Here is a 22,166-nt window from a genome sequence, read left to right as displayed (position 1 = left end):
CTGTGGATCCGCATCGTCGCCGAAAGCGACGATGCGGATCCACAGGCGATTGATCGAGGCATCAAGCGCCTGCGTCAGCATGTGATGACCGTCCACCGTCAGCGCGAAGCGGGGCGCAAGCCCGCGCGCCACGGAAAACTCGACGCGATTGCCCTCAATCTCAACATGGGGGAGGGCCGTGCGCTCCACCACGTAATCCTCGATCTCGAAGTTGCCGCGATACATGTCCATCCGCTCTTCGCCGTGACCGACGAACAAAGCGGGTGCGGCCTCCGTATGACGCAGGATTTCGCGACCTTCGAGGGAGAGGGTAAAGCCGCCGGGAATGAGATCGAGTTGCATGGAGAAGACTTTCAGTTCTGGGTCAGGCCGGCATCGACGACGAAATTGGCGCCCGTGCAGCCATTGCTTTCGTCAGAGCCGAGGAAGAGGGCAAGGCGTGCCACATGGCTGGCGTCGAGGCGGAATTTCAGGGCCTGCAGATCGATGAACTGCTGGTTCTGCTCCGGCGTGGTCCAGAGCGCCAGTTGCCGTTCGGTGACGATGGCGCCGGGCACGATGCAGTTGACGCGAATGCCGGAGGGGCCGAGTTCGCGGGCGAGTGTCTTGGTCAGGCCGTTGATGGCGGCCTTCGAAGTGGTGTAGCCAACCATGCCGGGGCGGCCGCGCATCCAGGAAATCGAGCTGAACATAATGACCGAGCCGCCGCCATTTTGCGCCATGGCCTTGGTCACCGCCTGCGTGACGAAGAACTGGTGGTCGAGGTTCAGTGCCAAGGCGCGGCGCCAGTAATCAGGCTCCACCTCGTCCATGGCGTGGCGATCATCCTTGCCGGCATTGTTGACGAGAACCGAAACCGGGCCATGCTCCGCCTCGATCTGGCCCACGACGGCGCGGGTCGCCGGAATATCGGTCAGATCGCAGGCGTAGAAGGCAGCGCCCGTCGCCGCGGCATGGGCAGCCCCCGCCGCCTCATTGATGTCGATGAAGGACACGCGGGCGCCCTGGGCGCGATAGGCTTTGACCATTTCCTCGCCGATGCCGGACGCGCCGCCGGTGACGAGCACATGGCGGTCGGTCAGGGACTGGTAACGGACGGTTTCATAGGAGGCGGACATGGTTTTACTCAGAGGTCAGGATTGAAAAGCGGTTTGGGAAGGCCCGGCACATCGGTGCGCAGGGCAAACAGCGCACCGGAGAGCGGGTATTCGGCGAGCTCTTCGGCCGGGCGGCCGATGCTGGCGCTGGTGCAGTAAAGGGTCTTCAGGTCCGGCCCGCCGAAGGTGACCATGGTCGGGCATTTTGCAGGAACCGGATATTCGGCCATCAGCGTTCCATCCGGCGCATAGCGCTGGACGCGCCCTCCCTCGAACAGCGCCGTCCAGTAGCAGCCTTCCGCATCAACAGCGCCGCCATCCGGGCGGCCCTTGTCGGTTTCGGAGCCGAACTTGGCAAACAGCTGGCGATTGTCCGCCGTGCCCGTCGCGACGTCATAGTCGTAGGTGTAGAGCGAAAAGCGCAGCGTATCCGAATGATAGAGCCGCTTGCCATCGGGCGAGAAGGCGACGCCGTTCGAGGTCAGCAGACCGCCAGCGAGCTTTTCCAAACCCCGGCCATCGTAGCGGTAAAGACTGGCAATGCCGCGTTCGCGCGTCTCGTCCACGGTCCCGGCAACGAACCGGCCGGCCGGATCGACCATGCCGTCGTTGAAACGGCTGATCGACTGGTCTTCCGGATTGTCCGCCAGCTTGCGCAACAGTTCACCCGTCGATGCGATCAGCCAGAGGCCGGAGCGCAGGCCGGCGACGAAACCGCCACCCTTGGCAAGCCCGATGCAGCCGACCTCTTCCGGCAGCTCCAGCGTGCGAAGCGAACCGTTCGTCGGATCGAAGCGATGGATGCGGCTCTGCTTGATGTCGACGAAATAGAGCACCTGTTCGGCGACGGACCAGAGCGGGCATTCGCCCAGCGCGGTCCTTGCATCGAGAACGAGGTCGAAACCGGCTGTCACGTCCCGCACCTCAATAGGCTGCCGTCGGAGCAGCGACCGGCTTGGCCTCGCCCTTCATCTGACCCAGCCAGTCATTGGCGCGGCCGGTCATCATGGCGATGTCGGAGGCAATCGCGGCATAGTCATAGCCATAACCGATGAAGCGCTTCACCATGTCCGGGTTGGGACCGACGATGCCGATGGGTTTGCCGGCGGCATGTGCATCCCTGGCGGCCTTTTCGATCAGCGCCTGCACCTCCGGGTGGGCGATATTTCCGATATGGCCCATGGCCGCCGACAGGTCGCCGGGACCGACGAACAGCGCGTCGATGCCCTCGACCGCCGCGATCTCGGGCAAGCGCTCGATGGCTTCGGGCGTTTCCAGCTGCACGATGGTGCAGACATCGTCATTGGCGTTCTTCAGGTAGTTCGGGATCGTGCCGAACCTGGAGCCGCGATGAACGGCCGCCACGCCACGAATGCCATGCGGCGGATAGCGGGTGTAGGAGGCGGCGGCCTTTGCCTCTTCCGCCGTCTGCACGAAGGGCAGCATCACGGTGCGGGCGCCGGCATCCATGCAGCGCTTGACGAGAACCTGATCGTTCCAGGCGAGGCGCACCACGGCGTCCGCCGGCGTGCAGCCGATGGCGCGCAGGATATGGGCGAGATCGGACACCTCGATCGGCACATGTTCCATGTCCACGACGAGGAAGTCGAAACCGGCGTAACCGAGCGCTTCCGCGCTTGCCGGGGCAGCCGCCATCAGCCAGGTGCCAAGCGGGGTTGCGCGGCTCTTGTCCGACAGCCAGGACTTGAAGGGGTTCAGCGTGCTCATGGACAAAAATCCTTCAGAAAATGACCGGATCCGGCACCTTGGCCGGGCCGCTCAGGAAATCGAAATCGCAGCCTTCGTGGGCCTGGCTGACATGGCTCTGGTAAAGAGCGGCGAACGAGCGTTCATAAATGCGCGCCGTCGGTTTCCATTCGGCGCGACGCGCCGCCAGATCCTCGTCGCTGACCTTCATGTTGATGGTGCCGGCTGCCACATCGAGTTCGATGAGGTCGCCGGTCTTCACGAGCGCAAGAGGTCCGCCAACGGCCGCTTCCGGCGAGACATGCAGAATGCAGGTGCCGTAATGCGTGCCGCTCATGCGCGCGTCGGAAATGCGCACCATGTCGCGCACGCCCTGTTTCAGAAGCTTCTTCGGGATCGGCAGGTTGCCCCATTCCGGCATGCCGGGTGCGCCGACGGGACCTGCATTGCGCAGGATGATCACCGTATCCTCGGTAATATCGAGATCCGGGTTGTCGAGCGTCTTGTTCATCGTCGCCGGGTCGTCGAAGACGATGGCCGGGCCGACATGCTTCAGGAATTTCGGGTTGGCGGCAGAGGATTTCATCACCGCGCCATTGGGGGCGAGATTGCCACGCAGCACTTCCAGCGTCTTGCCCTTCGACAGCGGCACGACCGGATTGCTCTCGTCGCGAATGATCTCGTCGTTCCAGCATTCGGCACCGGCGATATTCTCTCCGATCGTCTTGCCGTTGACCGTGGGCCGCGTGAGGTCCAGATGGTGGGAGAACTTCCGCAGAAGCGCGTTGAGGCCGCCGGCGAAGTAAAAATCCTCCATCAGGTATTCGCCGGAGGGGAAGACATTGGCCGCCACCGGGATTTTTGCTGCCATGGCCGACATGTCGTCCAGCGAAAGCTCGACGCCCGCGCGGCGGGCCATGGCGATCAGATGCACGGCCGCATTGGTGGAACCGCCCATCGCCATATAGGCGACGAGGCCGTTTTCGAAGCTTGCCTTGTTGAGAATGTCCGACGGCTTCAGATCTTCCCAGACCATCTCGACAATCCGCACGCCGCAGGCGGACGCCATGCGCGGATGGCCGGAATCGACCGCCGGAATGGAGGAGGCGCCGGGTAGCGTCATGCCCATGGCGTCCGCAATCGAGGTCATCGTCGAGGCGGTGCCGATGGTGTTGCAGGTGCCGGCCGAACGGGTCATCCGGCTTTCGAGATCCACCCAGTCATCCTTGGTGATGTTGCCGGCGCGCAGTTCGTCCCAGTATTTCTTGGTGTGCGTGCCGGCACCGGTCTTGATGCCACGCCACTGGCCGTTCGCCATCGGGCCTGCCGGGCAATAGATGACCGGAATATCCATCGAAAACGCGCCCATCAGCAGGCCGGGAGTCGACTTGTCGCAGCCGCCGAGCAGCACGGCACCGTCAATCGGATGCGAGCGCAACAGTTCCTCGCATTCCATGGCGAGGAAGTTGCGGTAGAGCATGGTGGTGGGCTTCACCATGACTTCGCCGACGGACAGTGCGGGCATTTCCACCGGATAGCCGCCCGCCTGCCAGACGCCGCGCTTCACCGCTTCGGCGCGGTCGCGCAGATGCGCGTGGCAGGGGCTCATCTCGCTCCAGGTGTTGATGATGCCGATCACCGGCCGGCCCATGAACTCCTCGCGCCGCATGCCCATCTGCTGGGTGCGCTGGCGGTGCGCGAAACCGCGCATGTCATCGGAGGCGAACCAGCGCTGGCTGCGCAGTTCGGACAGTTCTTTTCGCTTGGTCATCTGGATTATCCCTTGATGCCGCCTGCGGTGAGGCCGGAAACCACGCGCTCCTGGAAGATCACGATCAGTATCGCGACGGGCACGATGCCGACGACGAGCGCTGCGGAAATCACCGGCCACGGGAAGGCGAACTCGCCCTGATAGAGCTGGATGCCAACGGGAAGCGTGCGCAGCGCCGGATTGGAATTGAAGGACAATGCCAGCAGGAACTCGTCCCAGGCATTGACGAAGGCGAGAATGCCGGCGGTGAAGACGCCCGGTGCGCAGAGCGGCACGACCACCTTGAACAGCGCACCAAGCCGCGTGCAGCCATCGATCATGGCGGCATTTTCGAGATCGCGCGGAATGCCCTCGAAGAAGGAGACGAGCATCAGCGTGCAGACCGGCAGCGACAGCACCGTATAGGGCAGGATCAGCGCAATCCAGGTGTTGAGCAGGTTCAGCGCGCGCATGATCTCGAACAGCGGCACCAGCAGCGTGACCAGCGGGAAGGTGGACACCGCGATGATGGCGGACAGGATCAGGCCGCGATATTTCAGGTTGAGGCGCGCGAGAGCGTAAGCCGCAAGCACCGAAACCAGCAGGGTCAGGCAGGTGGAGAGAAGCGCCACCATGAAGCTGTTGAACAGGAAGACATGCAGCGGCTGATCGGAAAAGGCCTGCATGTAGTTGGCAACCGTCGGCGCATGCGGGAACCAGGTGATCGGCTTCACCGTCAGTTCGGCTTCGGTCTTCAGCGAGGTGAACAGGATCCACAGCGCCGGGAACATGCCGTTGACCAGAAGAATGGTGGCGGCGATGAAGCGCAGCGGCTTGCCGGCAAAGAAGGAGGCGGGACCTTCCGCAGTAACGTGGCTCATGGCTTACCCCTTGGTCCGGATGATGCGCAGATAGACGACGGTGACGCACATGGAGAGCAGGAACATCACCACGGCGAGTGCCGAACCGTAGCCGAGGTCGAGGAAGGACACCGTGTTCTGGTGGATGTACATGGCAAGCGTCGACGTCGAGGTGCCGGGGCCACCACCGGTCATCATGTAGGGAATGTCGAAGGTCTGCAGCGCGGTGATGGTGCGGAAGATGAGCGCCACGACGATGGCCGGCTTCAAAAGCGGCAGCGTGATCTCGAAGAACTGTCGCAGGCGCCCCGCACCATCCACGTCGGCCGCCTCGTAAAGCGAGCGGGGAATGGTCTGCAGACCGGCCAGAATGATCAGCGCCATGAAGGACGAGGTCTTCCAGATGATGGTGAGACAGATCGCGGCAAAGGCGAGATTGGGCGAGTTGAACCAGATGACGCCCGGAATGCCGAAGCGGTTCAGAACATCGTTCACCACGCCATATTCGGAGTGGAAGAACCAGGCGAAGATCAGGCCCGCGAATGAGAGCGGCAGCGCCCAGGGGATCAGCAGCGACAGTCGCACCGGCCATTGCGTGCGGAAGGGCAGGTTGGCAAGCAGCGCCAGAGCCATGCCGACCACCAGCGCGCCGGGAACCGTGATCAAGGTGATCAACACCGTATTCCAGGTGGTTTCCCAGAAAATCGGATCGTCGATCATCAGCTTGTAGTTCTCGAGACCGACGAATTCGGCCGGCAGGCCAGACGTCAGGGACAGCGAGAAGAAGCTGGTATAGGCCAGCCGCGCCACGGGATAGACGATGATCAGCGACAGCAGGATCGCGGCAGGCGCGAGAAGCAGCACGGCCAGCGCCCGGTCGCTCAGGTCCAGCATCCTGGTCCAGGCGGGCGGCTCTTTTTCGATCCGTTGGGTGGTGGTGAGGGTGGAGGTGGTCACCGTCGCAACTCCGGCGCTAGGGTCATCAGTCAACAGACATCCGCCGCCGCGGCCGAAAACGCCGCGTCGTCCGATGTCCAGGAGGGAAAGGGCAGGGAGTTTTCCGCGCCCCTTCCGGTTATGGTTCAGGCAGCAGCGGTCAGCGCAGGATGCGCTTCAGGCGGCTTTCGATCTGCGTCGCGCCATCTTCCGGGGTCATGACGCCGGCGAGAACGGCATTGACCGTGGTGCGGATCGTTTCGCTGACCTCGTTGTAGCGCGGCGTGACCGGGCGCGGCTTGGCGGTTTCGACGACCTGCTTGGCATCGGCGAACCACGGCGCGGCCTTCACCACATCGGCATCCTGATAGAGCGAGGCATAGGTCGGCAGCAGCGAACCGTTGATCGCCATGAACTTGGAGCTTTCCGGGCTGGAGAGGAACTGCACCAGCTTCTTGGCGGCATCCTGGTTCTTGGAATAGGCCGACACGCCCCACTCCCAGCCGCCGAGGCAGGTCGCCTGATCACCGCCGGTCATCGCGGGCAGACGCGTCACGCCGACCTTGCCGACCACGGCGGAATCCTTGCCCTGCGACTGTGCCCAGGCATAGGACCAGTTGACGGCGAAGACGACGTTGCCGGCCTGGAATTCCTTGCGGGTATCGTCGGTCGCCACTTCCGCAATGTTCTTCTTGGAAACGCCTTCATCGACGAAGCTCTTCCACAGCTTCAGCGACTTGACGGCGGCATCCTTGTCGAAGGTCAGCTTGCCGTTCTGGACGAGTGACTTGCCCTGGCTCCAGTAGGGCAGCAGGAAGGTGCAGACCGCGCCTTCGATCGCCTTGCCCTGGAAGGAGAGACCCTGCAGGTCGGCATTGTTCTCGCCGCCATTGATCTTCTTGACGGCAGCCTTCAGCTCGTCCCAGGTTTTGGGCGGCTGGATGCCGTATTTTTCCAGGAGATCCTTGCGGTAGTACAGGAACATGGAGTCGGCGAAGGCCGGCAGCGCCACGACCTTGCCATCCACCGTATTGGCTTCGGCATAGGCAGGCAGGTAGACCGACATGTCCTTGCCCTCGAACGGGCTCGTCCAGCCGGCCGCCGCGAACTGGGCCGGGCGGATGACGTCGAGGATCAGCACGTCGAGCGAGGAATCCTTCGCCGACATGATGGTGTTCAGATACTGGGCCTGCGCTTCAGAGGTATTGCCGCCGGTTTCGATGGTCACCTTGGTGCCGGGATTTGCCGCTTCGTACTTGTCGAGCACCTGGCGCCAGACCTGCGGCTGATGCTGGCTGGAAATATAGACCTTCAGTTCTTCGGCAAAGGCCGGAGCCGACAGGGCAAGCATGCTGGCGGACAGCAGCAGGCCGGTGATCATTGTCTTTTTCATGGTACCTCCCAGATTTGGCAGCCTTGGCGCGGGCTCCAACTCCCCCGCGTGCGGAGCATTGACGAGATCAGGCGCAGGCCGGGCACTTGACGCCCGGCCTGACGTGATTTCAGTGGATGGCGCGTTCGGTCGCGGCATCGAACAGGTGAACCTTCGACGGATCAAGACCGAGATGCAGAACCGCGCCCGGCTCGGGGCGCATGTCCGGCGGCAGGCGCGCCGTCAGCATGTCCGAACCGATCAGGAAATGCACGAGCGTATCGGAGCCCAGTGGCTCGACGACCTGAACCTTGGCGGTCAGCGTCATGGCCGGATCCGCCACGGTGACGAAATGCTCCGGGCGGATGCCGACGATCAGGTCGCGACCGTCCATGGCGCCCTGCCGGCCGCGCGCAAGCTTCGCCAGCGGCAGGCGATCGCCATTGGCGAAGGAGAGCGCATCGCCCTCGACCCTGGCCCTGGCGAAATTCATCGCCGGCGAACCGACGAAACCGCCGACAAACACGCTCTGCGGCTGGTTGTAGACCTCATCCGGCGTGCCGACCTGTTCGATATCGCCGCCGCGCAGGATGACGATGCGGTCCGCCAGCGTCATGGCCTCGACCTGGTCATGCGTGACATAGATGATGGTGGTACCGATCTGCTGATGCAGGCGCTTGATTTCGGTGCGCACCTGGCCGCGCAGCTTGGCATCGAGGTTGGACAGCGGCTCATCGAACAGGAAGACCTGCGGGCGACGCACGATGGCGCGCCCCATGGCCACGCGCTGGCGCTGGCCGCCGGAGAGCTGGCCGGGACGACGGTCGAGCAGGTGGCCGATGCCGAGCATGTCGGCCGCCTCGTTGATGCGGCCTTCCGCATCCTTCATCGAGACGCCGCGCACCTTCAGGCTGAACCCCATGTTCTCGCGCACGGTCTTGTGCGGATAGAGCGCATAATCCTGGAACACCATGGCAATGTCGCGCTCGCGCGGGGCAAGCTTGTTGACGACGCGCTCGCCGATGCGGATTTCGCCGCCGCTGATCGATTCGAGACCTGCGACCATGCGCAGCGTGGTGGACTTGCCGCAGCCGGACGGGCCGACGAACACGACGAATTCGCCATCCTGGATCTCCAGGTCGATGCCCTTGACGATTTTCAGCGAGCCGTAGCTCTTTTCAAGTTTGCGAAGGCTGACAGACGCCATTCGTTCCTCCCCTACGCAAAGGGCAAACTTCCCCCTGCCGCATTCCGATGGCGCGGATCATAGCGCTACGATTGATAAATGCAATGCCCAATCTGCTTTTCGACAAACAGCTGACAGAATGGCATAGTCGCGGTCAAAATTACCGTTATTTTTCATCAAATACGTGACATAGTGGGGAAAATTCGATTGCTGCCGCCTGACGAAGTGAGTAGATTTTGCCATCGCAGCGCTGCGTGGAGGAGACATGGCAGACCAGATCAGGCCGGAGCGGGAGCGACCGGTGCGCCGCCGGCGCAAGATGCAGAGCATCACCATGGCCGACGTGGCGGAACTCGCCAAGGTCTCGCCTTCAACCGTTTCGCTCTACCTCCGGCGGCCTGAAGCGGTGTCTGCCAGCGCCGGCAGCGCGATTGCGCGCGCCATCGACAAACTGAATTACGTGCCGAACCTTGTGGCAGGCGGGCTTGCCGCAGCCTCTTCGCGCGCGGTCTCCATCATCGTGCCTTCCGTGCGCAATGCCTTCTTTGCCGAAACGGTCTCCGCCATGCAGGCGGCGCTGCGCAAGGAGCGGCTGCAGGTGATTCTCGGCCATACGGAGTATGACGAGCGCGAGGAGGAGGATCTGGTGCGCACGGCGCTCTCCTGGGCGCCGGCGGCGATCGTGCTGACGGGCCTCTCGCACAGCGACGCCACGCGGCGCATGCTGAGCAAGACCACCGTGCCTGTCATCGAGATCTGGGAACTCGGCGGGCCGCAGATCGATACGGCCATCGGCTTCCATCACCAGCAGGTCGGAGCAGCGTCCGCCCGCCACCTGATCCAGCAGGGCCGGCGGCATCTTGCCTATCTCGGCGCGCGCATGCACGAGGACCGGCGCGCGCGGCTGCGCTGCGATGGCTTCGTGGCCGCCGCACAGGAGGCCGGCGTATCGGTCGAGGTGATACAGCACCCGGCCCCCGCCTCGGCCGAGGTCGGCGCCATGCTGATTTCTGAAACGCTGCAGCAGCATGCGTCCACCGACGGCGTGGCCTGCTCGAACGACCATGTGGCGCTCGGCGTGCTGTTCGAATGCGAGCGGCTCGGCCTTGCCGTGCCGGACAGGCTCGCCGTGGTCGGCTTCGGCGATCTGAGTTTCAGCGCCGCCTGCAATCCGCCGTTGACGACGATCCGCCCTTCCGGCGACCTGATCGGCAAGGAGGCGGCGCGGCTGATCATCGAGCATCTGGCCGGGCACGACATGCCCGAGCATGCAACGATCGACACCCGCTTCACGCTGCTGCATCGCCGCAGCAGCTGAAACGAACATTTGGCCGGCGATTGGCCGAACAGCAGGTCACGGCCGAGCAGCAAGCTCGTCGATCGTGACCAGCAACACGCTGCCGCTGCCATCGAACGAAACGGCATCGTCGTCCCCGTCCAGCAGCACGCAGTCCCAGGTTTCCAGTTCCATGCGGGTCGTTCCGTCTGCCAGCCATACCTGTCCCGTTACGCAGAACAGCACGCGCCGTGAGCATGACGGCGCGAGATCAAGTGGCAGCGCCATACGCTCGACGCGGTGGCTTGCCGAGACGCGGCGTGTCATCACATTGAGATCGATCACCGTGCCGTCCAGCAGCACCGCGAAGCTTGGCAGGTCTGCCGCGAAGGCGTGCGGCGGCGAGCTGCGCGTGAGCGACACGGATGCCTTGCCCTCGGTATCCAGAACGATACCCCGACCGGAGAGAATGGTCAGCGTGCGGTCGATACCCGGAAAGGCCGAAAAGGGACCGTCCGTGGCGACCGTTGCCATGCTGATGCGCCAGTCGAAACTGTCGAGCCCGGCAGCGGGCGGAAAGACGGCGATTTCCGCCGTCTCGCCCCCGCCGTTCTTCCAGGGCATGCGCCTGTAATCTTGCGCCCTCAGGATCTGCATCGTCAGTTGCCGAGAATGCCGGGCAGGCGCAGGCCCTTGTCCTTCGCGCAGTCGAGCGCGATGTCGTAGCCCGCATCGGCATGGCGCATGACGCCGGTGGCCGGATCGTTCCACAGCACGCGCTCCAGCCGGCGGGCGGCATCGTCGGTGCCGTCAGCGCAGATCACCATGCCGGAATGCTGGGAAAAGCCCATGCCGACGCCACCGCCGTGATGCAGCGACACCCAGGTGGCACCCGAGGCGCAGTTCAGAAGCGCGTTGAGGAGCGGCCAGTCGGACACAGCGTCCGAGCCGTCCTTCATCGCTTCCGTCTCGCGGTTGGGCGAGGCAACGGAGCCTGAATCGAGGTGGTCGCGACCAATCACCACTGGCGCCTTCAGTTCGCCGTTCCTGACCATCTCGTTGAAGGCGAGGCCGAGCTTGTGACGATCACCAAGGCCCACCCAGCAGATGCGGGCGGGAAGCCCCTGGAAGGCAATGCGCTCGCGCGCCATGTCCAGCCAGTTGTGCAGGTGCTTGTTATCAGGCAGCAGTTCCTTCACCTTGGCATCGGTTTTGTAGATGTCTTCCGGATCGCCGGAGAGAGCTGCCCAGCGGAAGGGGCCGACGCCACGGCAGAACAGCGGGCGGATATAGGCCGGCACGAAGCCCGGGAAGGCAAAGGCGTTCTCGAACCCTTCTTCCTTGGCGACCTGACGGATGTTGTTGCCGTAATCCAGCGTCGGAATGCCCATGTTCCAGAAGTCGACCATGGCCTGCACATGCACCTTCATCGAGGCGCGGGCGGCGGCTTCCACCGCCTTCGGGTCGCTTTCCTGCCTGGCGCGCCATTCGGCCACCGTCCAGTCGGAGGGCAGATAGCCATGGATCGGATCATGCGCCGAGGTCTGGTCGGTGACGATATCGGGCTTCACGCCGCGACGGACGAGTTCCGGGAAGATGTCCGCGGCATTGCCGACCAGCCCGACGGATTTTGCTTCGCCCGCCTTCGTCCACTGGTCGATCAGGGCGAGCGCCTCGTCCAGCGTATGGGCCTTGGCATCGACATAACGGGTGCGCAGGCGGAAATCGATGCGGGTCTCGTCGCATTCGACGGCAAGGCAGCAGGCGCCGGCCATGACGGCGGCAAGCGGCTGCGCGCCGCCCATGCCGCCGAGGCCGCCGGTCAGGATCCACTTACCCTTCAGATTGCCGTTATAGTGCTGGCGCCCGGCTTCCACGAAGGTTTCGTAGGTGCCCTGCACGATGCCCTGCGTGCCGATATAGATCCACGAACCGGCGGTCATCTGGCCGTACATGGCCAGCCCCTTCTTATCCAGCTCGTTGAAATGGTCCCAGGTGGCCCAGTGCGGCACGAGGTTGGAATTGGCGATCAGCACGCGCGGCGCATCCTTGTGGGTGCGGAACACGCCGACCGGCTTGCCGGACTGGACGATGAGGGTTTCTTCCTCCGTCAGCGTCTTCAGCGTCTCGACGATCGTGTCGAAATCGTTCCAGGTGCGGGCAGCGCGGCCGATGCCGCCATAGACCACCAGCTCGTGCGGGCGCTCCGCAACGTCAGGATCGAGATTGTTCATCAGCATGCGCAGAGGCGCTTCCGTCATCCAGCTCTTGGCCGTCAGTTCGGTGCCCTGCGGCGCGCGGACCTCGCGAATATTGTGGCGTGGATTGGTCATGGGTCGTCTCCCCTCAGCGTGTCAGATTAAGCGCGATCGCTTCGATGCGCTCCAGAATGGTCTTGAGATGGGCCCGAAGTTCACCGGCCTTCCCTTCATCATAGGCAAAGGGCGGTGCTTCGGTGGCTAGATGGCTGATCTGCGCGAGTTCCATCTGGATCGCGTGAACGCCCGCCTGCGGCGTGCCGTAATGGCGCGTCGTCCAGCCGCCCTTGAAGCGGCCGTTGAGAATGCTGCTATAGCCTTCGGCCCGGGCGGCAATGTCGGCCGTCGCCTGCTCGATCGCCGCATCGCAACTTTCGCCGGAATTGGTGCCGATGTTGAAATCCGGCAGCCGACCTTCGAACAGGAAGGGGATCAGCGAACGGATCGAGTGGCAGTCATAGAGCACCGCGACGCCATGCAGCGCCTTCACCCGCTCGATTTCGGCGGCAAGCGCGGCATGATAGGGGGCGTGGAAACCCGCCAGCCGTTCGGCGATATCCGCCTCCGTCGGCTGCTGTCCATCCTTCCAGATCGGCTGACCATCAAAATCCGTCTCCGGAATGAGGCCGGTGGTGTTCTGGCCCGGATAGAGGCTCGTTCCCGACGGATCGCGATTGGCATCGATCACGTAACGATGGAAAGTGGCGCGCACCGTCGTGGCATTCGGCAACAGGCCGGCATAGAGGTGATGGATGTGCCAGTCGGTATCGGCAAGCAGCTTGCCGTTGTCGTTCAGCCGATCCCAGATGGCCGGCGGAACCTCGGTTCCCGTATGCGGGAAGGCGAGGATGACGGGCGAGGTGCCGCGGGTGATTTCGAAGGTGCTGCTCATCAACGCTCTCCAGTCTTGTTACCGGGGATACCCCCCTCTGTCCTGCCGGACATCTCCCCCTCAAGGGGGGAGATCCGCAGACGGTGAGGGCCACGCACAAACGCATGGGACTGCAAATGACGGTCCACGGGCAGGAAACGCGGCGTGCGCACAGTATTGCCGCTGCCCCGTCGGCTCGCCCCGAATGCGTCTGACGGGCAAAGAGGGCGCTTCTTGCCGATCTCCCCCCGTGAGGGGGAGATGCCCGGCAGGGCAGAGGGGGGTAGGCCACGAGCGGTGCACATCATGACCTCACCCCTCCAGCCCCGGCAAAATACCGGCGGAGACGCTGGACACCAGCACGCCCTCTGCCACCATCCGGCCGGCGGCCTCCAGATCCGGGGCCATGTAGCGATCCTCTTCCAGCGTCGGGACGCTGGCGCGCAGGGCGGCCATGGCCTTCTGCAGTTCCGGGCTGGTTGTCAGCGGGCTACGAAATTCCACACCCTGCGCCGCCGTCAGCGCCTCGATGCCGATGATGGAAAACAGGTTATCGGTCATCTGCAGCAGACGCCGCGCACCGTGGCAGGCCATGGATACGTGGTCTTCCTGATTGGCGGAGGTGGGCGTCGAATCGACCGAGGCCGGATGCGCCATCTGCTTGTTTTCGCTCATCAGGGCTGCCGAGGTGACTTCCGCGATCATCAGGCCGGAATTCAACCCGGGCTTCTTCGCAAGGAAGGCCGGCAGGCCATAGGAGAGGGCGGGATCGACAAGAAGCGCGATGCGGCGCTGGGCAATCGCGCCGATTTCGCAGACGGCAATGGCGATCTGGTCAGCCGCGAAGGCGACGGGTTCCGCATGGAAATTGCCGCCGGAAACGACGCTCATGTCGGAGAGCACCAGCGGATTGTCGGTCACCGCATTGGCTTCGATTTCGAGCGTGCGGCCGGCCATGCGCAACAGATCGAGACACGCGCCATCCACCTGCGGCTGGCAGCGGATGCAATAGGGGTCCTGCACGCGCTCGTCCCCTTCCAGATGGCTCTGGCGGATGACGGAACCCTCCAGCAGGCCGCGCAGCGCCGCCGCCGTATCGATCTGGCCCTTGTGGCCACGCAGCGTATGGATGTCTTCGGTGAACGGCGCAGACGAGCCCATCGCCGCATCGGTCGAGAGCGCGCCGGTGATCAGCGCCGCCTTCGCGGCCCGGTGAGCGCGGAACAGACCGGCGAGCGCAAGCGCGGTGGAAGCCTGCGTGCCGTTGATCAGCGCCAGCCCTTCCTTGGCCGCCAGCACGACGGGCGTAAGGCCGGCCCGGCGCAAGGCCTCGGCACCGGACAGACGTTCGCCCTGATAAAAGGCTTCTGCCTCACCCATCATCACGGCGGCCATATGGGCGAGCGGAGCGAGGTCACCGGAAGCGCCGACCGAGCCCTTTTCCGGGATGAGCGGCGTCACCCCCTTGTCCAGCATGCCCTCGATCAGCCGCACCAGATCCAGCCGCACGCCGGAGGCGCCGCGGCCGAGCGACACGAGCTTCAACGCCATGATGAGACGCACGATGGAGTCCGGCAGCGGCTGCCCGACGCCGCAGCAATGCGACAGGATGAGATTGCGCTGGAGGGTCGCGGTATCGGCGGCATCGATCTTGATCGAGGCGAGCTTTCCGAAGCCGGTGTTGATGCCATAGACGGGCGCATTGCCAGCCGCGATCTGGGCAATGCGGGCGGCAGCCTTCTCGATGCCGGCATCGAAGCTGCGGTCCAACACGGCGGCTTCGCCGGTCCAGTAGATCTGCGCAAGCTCGGCCAGCGTCACACGGCCGGGATGAAGGGTGATGGTCATGCAAGAACTCCGGCAGAGGAAAAGGTCGTACGGCCGTTCCACACACGCTGGACGAGCGGGTTGAAGCCGATGCGGTAGACGAGTTCGGCGGGGCGCTCGATATCCCAGAGCGTGAAGTCGGCGGCCTTGCCGGCCTCCAGCGTGCCGGTTTCGTCTTGCAGCCCCAAGGCCTTCGCCGCCTCGCGCGTGACACCCGCCAGGCATTCCTCGACGGTGAGGCCAAACAGCGTGGCGCCCATGTTCATGGTCATCAGAAGCGAGGTCAGCGGCGAGGTGCCGGGATTGCTGTCGGTCGCAAGCGCAATCGACGCTCCCGCCGCCCGCAGCGCCTTCACGGGCGGGTGCTGCTTTTCGCGCAACGTGTAGAAAGCGCCGGGCAGCAGCACGGCGACGGTTCCGGCCTCAGCCAGTGCTGCAGCGTCCTCATCCGCCAGATATTCCAGATGATCGGCCGAGAGCGCCCCATAGGCGGCGGCAAGCCTCGCGCCCTTCAGGTCCGACAGCTGTTCGGCATGCAGCTTGACCGGCAGGCCAAGCGCCTTTGCCTCTTCGAACACACGGGCGATTTCGGCCGGCGAAAAGGCAATGCCTTCGCAGAAACCATCGACCGCATCGACAAGGCCTTCGGCATGGGCGGCCCGCAGGCCGGGGATCACGATCTCGCTGATGTAATCGCCATTGCGGCCCTTGTATTCGGGCGGCGTCGCGTGAGCGGCAAGCCATGTGGTGAGAATGCGCACGGGGCGGATCTCCCCCAGCCTGCGGGCCGCGCGCAGCATGTTCAGCTCACCCTCGATGCTGAGCGCATAGCCGGACTTGATCTCGACGGTGGAGGCACCCTCCGCGATCAACGTATCGAGACGGGGCAGGGCAGCGGCCACGAGCTGATCGACCGTCAGCGCATTGGTGGCCTTGACGGAGGAGACGATGCCGCCACCGGCGCGGGCGATCTCTTCATAGGTGGAGCCCGCGAGCCGCATCTCGAACTCCATGGCGCGGTTGCCGCCATAGACGAGATGCGTGTGGCAATCGATGAAAGAGGGCAGCAGCCAGCGCCCCTTGCAATCCATCGGTGTCGTACCCTCCGCCAGAGGGGCGGGAAGCCCGGCGAGCGGGCCGGCATAGGCAATGCGCCCATCGCGCACCAGAACCGCGCCATCCTCGACGAGCCCCAGCCCATCGCCCGCCTTCAGCGTTGCAAGACGGGCATTGCGCCACAGCGTAACCTGCAGCGCATCCTGTGATTTCGGTGAAAAATCGTCCCCGGCCATCGGTCTTTCGCCTTCTCTTGTGGCAAAAACATGTATATACATTATCGCCATCTCGCAAGGGAAATTTTGGAGCGAAACGCGGAAGGAAAGACAGGCATGCAGGCGATCCACGCGAAAAGCGCTTTGTTGCCAGAGGGTTGGAAAAGCGATGTACGGCTGACAATCGAAGACGGGCAGATTGCCTCCCTGGCAGCCGGCGTGCCGGCCGAGGCCGGCGACGAGCGCCAGGCCGTGCTGGTGCCGGCAATGCCCAACCTGCACAGCCACGCCTTCCAGCGCGCCATGGCAGGCCTCGCCGAGGTGCGGGGGCCGGGGGCCGACAGTTTCTGGAGCTGGCGCACGCTGATGTATCGTTTCGCGCTCTCCATGACGCCGGACCAGGTGGAGGCGGTGGCCGCCCAGCTCTATATGGAGATGCTGGAGGCTGGCTTCGGCCGGGTCGGCGAATTCCACTACCTGCATCACGACAAGGATGGCGGGCTCTACGCCAATATCGCGGAAATGGCCGAACGCATCGCAGCGGCAAGCCAGGAGACCGGTATCGGTCTGACGCTGCTGCCGGTCTTCTACGCGCATTCCGGCTTCGGCGGTGCGGCCCCCAATGAGGGACAACGTCGCTTCATTCACTCGCTGGACGAATTTTCACGCCAGATGGAAGCCTGCCGCGGCCTGACCGGGCGCCTCTCCGGCGCCCGGCTCGGGATCGCCCCCCACAGCCTGCGCGCCGTCACGGCCGCGGAGCTTTCGATGATTCTGCCTCTGGCGGGCGATGGACCCGTGCACATTCATGTCGCCGAACAGGTGAAGGAGGTCGAGGATTGCCTCGCCGCCACCGGCCGCCGCCCCGTTGAATGGCTACTGGACGAGGCACCGGTCGATCGCCGCTGGTGCCTGATCCATGCCACCCACATGACGACAAGGGAAACAGCACGCATGGCCGCCTCCGGCGCGGTGGCAGGGCTTTGCCCGATCACCGAAGCCAATCTCGGCGACGGCATCTTCAATGGTGAAACCTATCTCTCCGCCGGCGGCGCGCTGGGCATCGGCTCGGATTCGAACATCCGAATTTCCGTGGCCGAGGAATTGCGCCAGCTGGAATACTCGCAGCGTCTCGGCCTGAAAGCGCGCAACGTGGTGGCCGATACCGATGGCTCGACCGGGCGCAAGCTGTTCGAACGGACGCTGGCGGGCGGTGCGCAGGCGCTCGATGCGCCGGCCGGTCTCGCCCCGGGCGCCAGTGCCGATCTCGTTTCGCTCGATGTCGCCGGAATTCCCTATCTCGGCGAAGACCAGATTCTCGACCACTGGATCTTCGCCGGTGGCGTCGGGGTCGACAGCACCTGGATTTCCGGCAGGAAGCTGGTGGAAAAGGGTCGCCATTTCAGACGCGACGCGATAAGCCGCCGCTTCGAGACGGTGATGCGGGAACTGCTGGCCCAATGAACACGGACAAAGAGAAGACGCTGCACGGCCGCATTCTTGGTGATCTGGAGCGGCGCATTCTCTCGGGCGAATGGCCGCCGGGCTATCGTCTGCCGTTCGAGGTGGATCTTGCCATCCAGTATGGCTGTTCCCGCATGACCGCGAACAAGGTACTGACACAGCTCGCGCGGGCGGGCCTGATCGAGCGGCGCAAGAAATCCGGCAGCTTCGTCGCCCAGCCCGTGGCACAGTCCGCCGTGCTGGAAATCCATGATATCGAGACGGAGGTACGGTCCCTCAATCTGTCCTATGGCTACCGACTGGAGACGCGCAATCGCCGCATGGCGACCCGGCAGGATTGCACGCTGATGGAGCTTGCGGATGGCAGTGCCGTGCTGGAATGCGTGGCCGTGCATCTGGCCGGCGGCCGCCCCTTCTGCCTCGAATACCGGCTGATCAATCTTGCCACGGTTCCGGAGGCGGAGAGCGAGGATTTCAGCCTGATTGCGCCCGGGGCCTTCCTGATCAGCCGCGTGCCCTGGAATGCCGCCGAACACCGGATCCAGGCCGTCACCGCCGCTGCAGACGTGGCGACGAAGCTGGAGATCGCCCGCCACAGTGCCTGCCTCGTCATCGAACGTCGCACCTGGGGCGCGGGTGGCCCCGTCACCTTCGTGCGTTTCACCTATCCTGGCGATCGTCATGCCCTGGTGGCGCGCTTCCAGCCGGGCGGCTGAACGCGCACCCGAGCCAGCCTCCGCCTCAGCGCTTGCCCAGCAACAGCCGCGGCTCGAAGTGGTGCATGCTGTCGAAATCGGACAATTCCACCGGGCCAAGCTCGAGCTCGCCGATCAGCGGCGCGTACAGTTCCGTCTGCGCCCGGCTGAAGTCGACGATTTCGAGCGCCAGCGGCTCGGACACCCAGTCGATGAGATAGGCAAGCGAAATATGGAAGACATACTGCTCGAAATCCGCCTGCGGCATGCGGGTTGCGTCTGAGAGCGTGCGACGGGTCGTCCGCAGCGCCTCTTCCGCAGCAGGCGTCGCGCCGGCCACCGTCAGGCTGTGCGCGGCAAACAGATCGATGACGCGGATGGTCCGGCGGAGCGGCAGGTCTAGATCCCGCACGCGTTCGCCCAACGCCGCCGTCACCGCATCGCGGTCCAGCGGCCAGTCCAGCCCGTCCGGCCAGCCGGCGCCCGGGCATGTGAGAGGCGAGGTGCCCTGGAAGACCGTCATGTGGAAACTCGATGGCGGGAGGAAGGTGAAGAAGCGGTTGAACGCGCTGCGCTTGATCTCCTCCTGCAGGGCGCGGATCGCCTCGAAGGCCGCCGAGGTGCGGTCGATGTGGCAGATGAAGGTATTGCCCGGCCATTGCTGCACGCTGCCATCGGAATGGAATTTTCCGCCGCCGCCCGGAAGGGAGATGCCGCCGGGGCGAGGGGCGCTGGTCAGCCGTCCGGTGAGATAGGCGATGGGGTCGGGGCGCGAGGGGGCCATGATGCTGCTTTCGGATGTCGGCACGAAATGTGTTCCCAGCGTTGAAGACATGAAGCGCGACAACCCGTTTTCTGTGGCAAGGTGAGGGGTCTGCGTCATGAAAGGCGCGGCGGGTATGCCAAGCCTTCGCGACAAGGACTACACGTCCGGTGTGACAGGGATGTGCCGGGTGACGGGGGGCAAGGCCCGGCTTCCGCGATGCCGACGGCCGGCCGGTCAGTTCACCTCGTGCCGCGGCGCAGCCGTCAGGCTCGCATACATGCCGCTCGTGCGGAAATCGCTGGGATTGGTACCGTAGAGACGGCGGAAGACTTTCGAGAAGTAGTTGGGGTCATCGAAGCCGCACAGTGCCGCGACCTCCTTCACAGGCATGTCGGCCGTCTTCGTCAGCAGTTTCGCCGCACGACGCAGACGCTTCTGCAGCACGAATTCTGCCGGCGGCAGGCCTTCGCTCGCCGCAAAGATGCGGGAAAAATGCGCACGGCTGAGGCCCGCAACATCGGCAAGATCAGCCACCGTCAGCCGCTGGTCGAGATGGCCCTCGATATGTTCGAGCACGTGCTGGAGTGCACGATATTCCTGCGCATAGGTGGGATGGGAGCCGAAGACGTCGTCATAGAGCACCATGGCCGCCTCATAGGCGATGGCCGAAGCCGCGCCCGGCGTCTCGCCGCCGGTGACGAGCCGGTGGCAGCAGGAGGCCAGCCGGTCGATCGTCACGGGCTGCAGGTGCAGCACGGGGCCGGTGATCGCCAGGATCGAACGGTGAATGCGCAGTGCCTCCTCACCGTTCATCGACATCCAGAAGAATTCCCAGCGATCGCCCTTTTCCAGCCAGTAGCGATGGTTGTGCGGGATCAGCAGCAGCAGCGTCTCGCCAGGTTTCAACTGCATCGTCCGGGTCTCGTAGCGCAGATTGCCACGCCCCCCGATCGTGTGCTGCAGCACGGTGAAGGGGGCAAGGCCACGCCGGCGTCCGTCCCAGTCATAGCTGACGTCCGCGCGGATTTCATAGCCGGCGCTGGTCGGCATGGTGTGCAGCGTCTGGCGTCCGCGCGGCAGCGAAACGGTGCGCATGATCGGGCCTGCCGCCATCAGATCCTGGAGCACAAAATTACCCATGAAAGCATAATCCTTCTCTGTCCCCTCCGGAAAATATACGCATAATCAGTTTCCGAGGAGAAGCCAGAGGACAGCACGGATCGGAACTTTGACGCAGAATCCCGGTTTTCCGGCGGTTTTGTGTGAAAGCCTGTGCATGTCCGCACGGAGCGTGACCCGCCATCGTGACGGCTTGGATTTCGCAAGGAGGATGCGAGGGATGAGTTTCAAAATCGCTATCATCGGCGCCGGCAGCGTCGGGTTCACCAAGAAGCTGTTCACTGACATTCTGTGCGTGCCGGAATTCCGCGATGTCGAATTCGCGCTGACAGACATCAGCGAGCACAATCTCGGCATGATCCGCGAAATCCTGGAACGCATCGTGGAGGCGAACGGCCTGCCGACCCGGGTGACCGCCACCACGGACCGCCGCCGGGCGCTGGAAGGTGCGCGTTACATCATAAGCTGCGTGCGTGTCGGCGGGCTTGAGGCCTATGCGGAGGATATCCGCATTCCGCTCAAATACGGGATCGACCAATGCGTCGGTGATACGATCTGTGCGGGCGGCATTCTCTACGGCCAGCGCAACATCCCGGTCATCCTCGATTTCTGCAAGGATATCCGGGAGGTTGCGGCACCGGACGCAAAATTCCTGAACTATGCCAACCCGATGGCGATGAACACCTGGGCCGCCATAGAATACGGCAAGGTGGATACGATCGGCCTTTGCCACGGCGTGCAGCACGGTGCGGAACAGATTGCCGAGGTGCTGGGTGCAGCCTCGATCCGGGAACTGGACTATGTCTGCTCCGGCATCAACCACCAGACCTGGTTCGTCGATCTCAGGCTGAACGGCCGCAGGATCGGCAAGGACGAGCTGATTGCCGCCTTCGAGGCGCATCCGGTCTATTCGCAGCAGGAAAAGCTGCGCATCGACGTGCTGAAGCGTTTCGGCGTCTACTCGACCGAAAGCAACGGGCACCTCTCGGAATATCTGCCGTGGTATCGCAAGCGCCCGGAAGAAATCACCCGCTGGATCGACATGTCCGACTGGATTCATGGCGAAACCGGCGGTTACCTCCGGCACTCCACCGAAACCCGCAACTGGTTCGAGACGGAGTTCCCGCAATTCCTGGAGCAGGCGAAGAAGCCGATCGATCCCGCCCGCCGCTCCAACGAGCATGCCAGCCATATCCTGGAAGCGCTGGAGACCGGCCGTGTCTATCGCGGGCATTTCAACGTCAGGAATACAGGCGTGATCACCAACCTGCCGGCGGATGCGATCATCGAATCGCCCGGCTTCGTCGATCGCTTCGGCATCAACATGGTGTCGGGCATCACGCTGCCGGAAGCCTGCGCCGCCACCTGCATGGCCTCGATCAACGTACAGCGCATGTCGGTACACGCGGCCGTCACGGGTGACATCGACCTGCTGAAGCTTGCCGTGCTGCACGATCCGCTGGTCGGCGCCGTCGCGACGCCCGAGGAGGTCTGGCAGATGGTGGACGAGATGGTGGTCGCCGAGGCCCGCTGGCTGCCGCAATATGCTGATGCGGTTCCGGCCGCACGCGAGCGGCTGGCACAGGCGAAGGTCAAGACGCGCGACTGGGCGGGAGCTGCCCGCCGGCAGGTCCGGTCCATCGAGGAGTTGCGGGTTGAAAAGGCCACGATGAAGGCTGCCGTTTGAGAGGCGCCCCCGGCGCGCCGTGCG

Annotated in this window: 19 protein-coding genes and 1 pseudogene; 4 read left to right on the top strand and 16 right to left on the bottom strand. The window is 64.0% G+C overall.

Going from position 1 to position 22,166, the window contains the following annotated elements; genetic code table 11:
* The 9 genes and pseudogenes from FNA46_RS22580 to FNA46_RS22540 form a co-directional block, all read right to left on the bottom strand.
* A pseudogene (locus FNA46_RS22580) lies at window positions 1-342 on the bottom strand (alpha-glucosidase); the annotation flags it as partial.
* Window positions 343-353: 11 nt separating this feature from the next.
* On the bottom strand, window positions 354-1,118 hold the full coding sequence (locus tag FNA46_RS22575) for an SDR family NAD(P)-dependent oxidoreductase (protein ID WP_143127474.1): 765 nt from the start codon (window positions 1,116-1,118) through the stop codon (window positions 354-356).
* Between the two features lie 8 nt (window positions 1,119-1,126).
* Window positions 1,127-2,011: an SMP-30/gluconolactonase/LRE family protein gene (locus tag FNA46_RS22570; protein WP_143127473.1), complete on the bottom strand. Its 885-nt coding sequence runs from the start codon at window positions 2,009-2,011 to the stop codon at window positions 1,127-1,129.
* 10 nt (window positions 2,012-2,021) lie between these two features.
* Window positions 2,022-2,825 (bottom strand): HpcH/HpaI aldolase family protein, encoded by an 804-nt coding sequence (locus tag FNA46_RS22565; protein ID WP_143127472.1) that lies wholly within the window; start codon window positions 2,823-2,825, stop codon window positions 2,022-2,024.
* A gap of 13 nt (window positions 2,826-2,838) precedes the next feature.
* Complete coding sequence (araD, locus tag FNA46_RS22560; RefSeq protein ID WP_185969961.1) at window positions 2,839-4,575, bottom strand: L-arabinonate dehydratase; 1,737 nt, start codon at window positions 4,573-4,575, stop codon at window positions 2,839-2,841.
* Between the two features lie 5 nt (window positions 4,576-4,580).
* Complete coding sequence (locus FNA46_RS22555; protein WP_143127471.1) at window positions 4,581-5,435, bottom strand: carbohydrate ABC transporter permease; 855 nt, start codon at window positions 5,433-5,435, stop codon at window positions 4,581-4,583.
* Between the two features lie 3 nt (window positions 5,436-5,438).
* Entirely contained in the window at window positions 5,439-6,308 is an 870-nt protein-coding gene (locus FNA46_RS22550; RefSeq protein ID WP_143127477.1) for a carbohydrate ABC transporter permease, read from the bottom strand.
* Between the two features lie 202 nt (window positions 6,309-6,510).
* On the bottom strand, window positions 6,511-7,743 hold the full coding sequence (locus tag FNA46_RS22545; protein ID WP_143127470.1) for an ABC transporter substrate-binding protein: 1,233 nt from the start codon (window positions 7,741-7,743) through the stop codon (window positions 6,511-6,513).
* 109 nt (window positions 7,744-7,852) lie between these two features.
* Window positions 7,853-8,929 (bottom strand): ABC transporter ATP-binding protein, encoded by a 1,077-nt coding sequence (locus tag FNA46_RS22540; RefSeq protein WP_143127469.1) that lies wholly within the window; start codon window positions 8,927-8,929, stop codon window positions 7,853-7,855.
* Between the two features lie 244 nt (window positions 8,930-9,173).
* Here FNA46_RS22540 and FNA46_RS22535 point away from each other — a divergent pair, with 244 nt between their 5' ends.
* The gene (locus tag FNA46_RS22535; protein ID WP_244618065.1) at window positions 9,174-10,226 is read left to right on the top strand and encodes a LacI family DNA-binding transcriptional regulator; all 1,053 of its coding nucleotides are present in this window, start codon (window positions 9,174-9,176) and stop codon (window positions 10,224-10,226) included.
* Window positions 10,227-10,262: 36 nt separating this feature from the next.
* Here FNA46_RS22535 and FNA46_RS22530 read toward each other — a convergent pair whose 3' ends face one another.
* The 5 genes from FNA46_RS22530 to hutI all read right to left on the bottom strand — a co-directional run bounded on the left by FNA46_RS22530 (window position 10,263) and on the right by hutI (window position 16,432).
* Window positions 10,263-10,808, bottom strand: a complete 546-nt coding sequence (locus FNA46_RS22530) for a HutD/Ves family protein (RefSeq protein WP_425468795.1) — start codon at window positions 10,806-10,808, stop codon at window positions 10,263-10,265.
* Window positions 10,809-10,843: 35 nt separating this feature from the next.
* Entirely contained in the window at window positions 10,844-12,517 is a 1,674-nt protein-coding gene (hutU, locus tag FNA46_RS22525) for a urocanate hydratase (RefSeq protein WP_143127467.1), read from the bottom strand.
* A 13-nt stretch (window positions 12,518-12,530) separates the two neighbouring features.
* Window positions 12,531-13,334: an N-formylglutamate deformylase gene (gene hutG / locus FNA46_RS22520; protein WP_143127466.1), complete on the bottom strand. Its 804-nt coding sequence runs from the start codon at window positions 13,332-13,334 to the stop codon at window positions 12,531-12,533.
* Between the two features lie 291 nt (window positions 13,335-13,625).
* Window positions 13,626-15,161 (bottom strand): histidine ammonia-lyase, encoded by a 1,536-nt coding sequence (gene hutH, locus FNA46_RS22515; protein ID WP_143127465.1) that lies wholly within the window; start codon window positions 15,159-15,161, stop codon window positions 13,626-13,628.
* Window positions 15,158-16,432 (bottom strand): imidazolonepropionase, encoded by a 1,275-nt coding sequence (gene hutI / locus FNA46_RS22510; protein WP_143127464.1) that lies wholly within the window; start codon window positions 16,430-16,432, stop codon window positions 15,158-15,160. Before hutI ends, hutH begins: the two co-directional genes overlap by 4 nt.
* 96 nt (window positions 16,433-16,528) lie before the next feature.
* Here hutI and FNA46_RS22505 point away from each other — a divergent pair, with 96 nt between their 5' ends.
* Together FNA46_RS22505 and hutC are read left to right on the top strand one after the other, a co-directional pair.
* Entirely contained in the window at window positions 16,529-17,875 is a 1,347-nt protein-coding gene (locus FNA46_RS22505) for a formimidoylglutamate deiminase (protein ID WP_143127463.1), read from the top strand.
* Entirely contained in the window at window positions 17,872-18,591 is a 720-nt protein-coding gene (gene hutC, locus FNA46_RS22500) for a histidine utilization transcriptional repressor HutC (RefSeq protein WP_143127462.1), read from the top strand. The genes FNA46_RS22505 and hutC overlap by 4 nt, the downstream gene beginning before the upstream one ends.
* Before the next feature lie 25 nt (window positions 18,592-18,616).
* Here hutC and FNA46_RS22495 read toward each other — a convergent pair whose 3' ends face one another.
* On the bottom strand, window positions 18,617-19,378 hold the full coding sequence (locus tag FNA46_RS22495) for a DUF1868 domain-containing protein (protein WP_185969960.1): 762 nt from the start codon (window positions 19,376-19,378) through the stop codon (window positions 18,617-18,619).
* A gap of 192 nt (window positions 19,379-19,570) precedes the next feature.
* On the bottom strand, window positions 19,571-20,476 hold the full coding sequence (locus tag FNA46_RS22490; RefSeq protein ID WP_143127460.1) for an AraC family transcriptional regulator: 906 nt from the start codon (window positions 20,474-20,476) through the stop codon (window positions 19,571-19,573).
* Window positions 20,477-20,675: 199 nt separating this feature from the next.
* Here FNA46_RS22490 and melA point away from each other — a divergent pair, with 199 nt between their 5' ends.
* On the top strand, window positions 20,676-22,142 hold the full coding sequence (gene melA / locus FNA46_RS22485) for an alpha-glucosidase/alpha-galactosidase (protein WP_143127459.1): 1,467 nt from the start codon (window positions 20,676-20,678) through the stop codon (window positions 22,140-22,142).
* The last annotated feature ends 24 nt before the right edge of the window (window positions 22,143-22,166 follow it).

Source organism: Affinirhizobium straminoryzae (genome assembly GCF_007004135.1).
Classification (GTDB): Bacteria; Pseudomonadota; Alphaproteobacteria; order Rhizobiales; family Rhizobiaceae; genus Neorhizobium; species Neorhizobium straminoryzae.
Note: the sequence above shows the minus strand (reverse complement) of the source record. Positions and strands in the feature narration are given on the sequence as shown.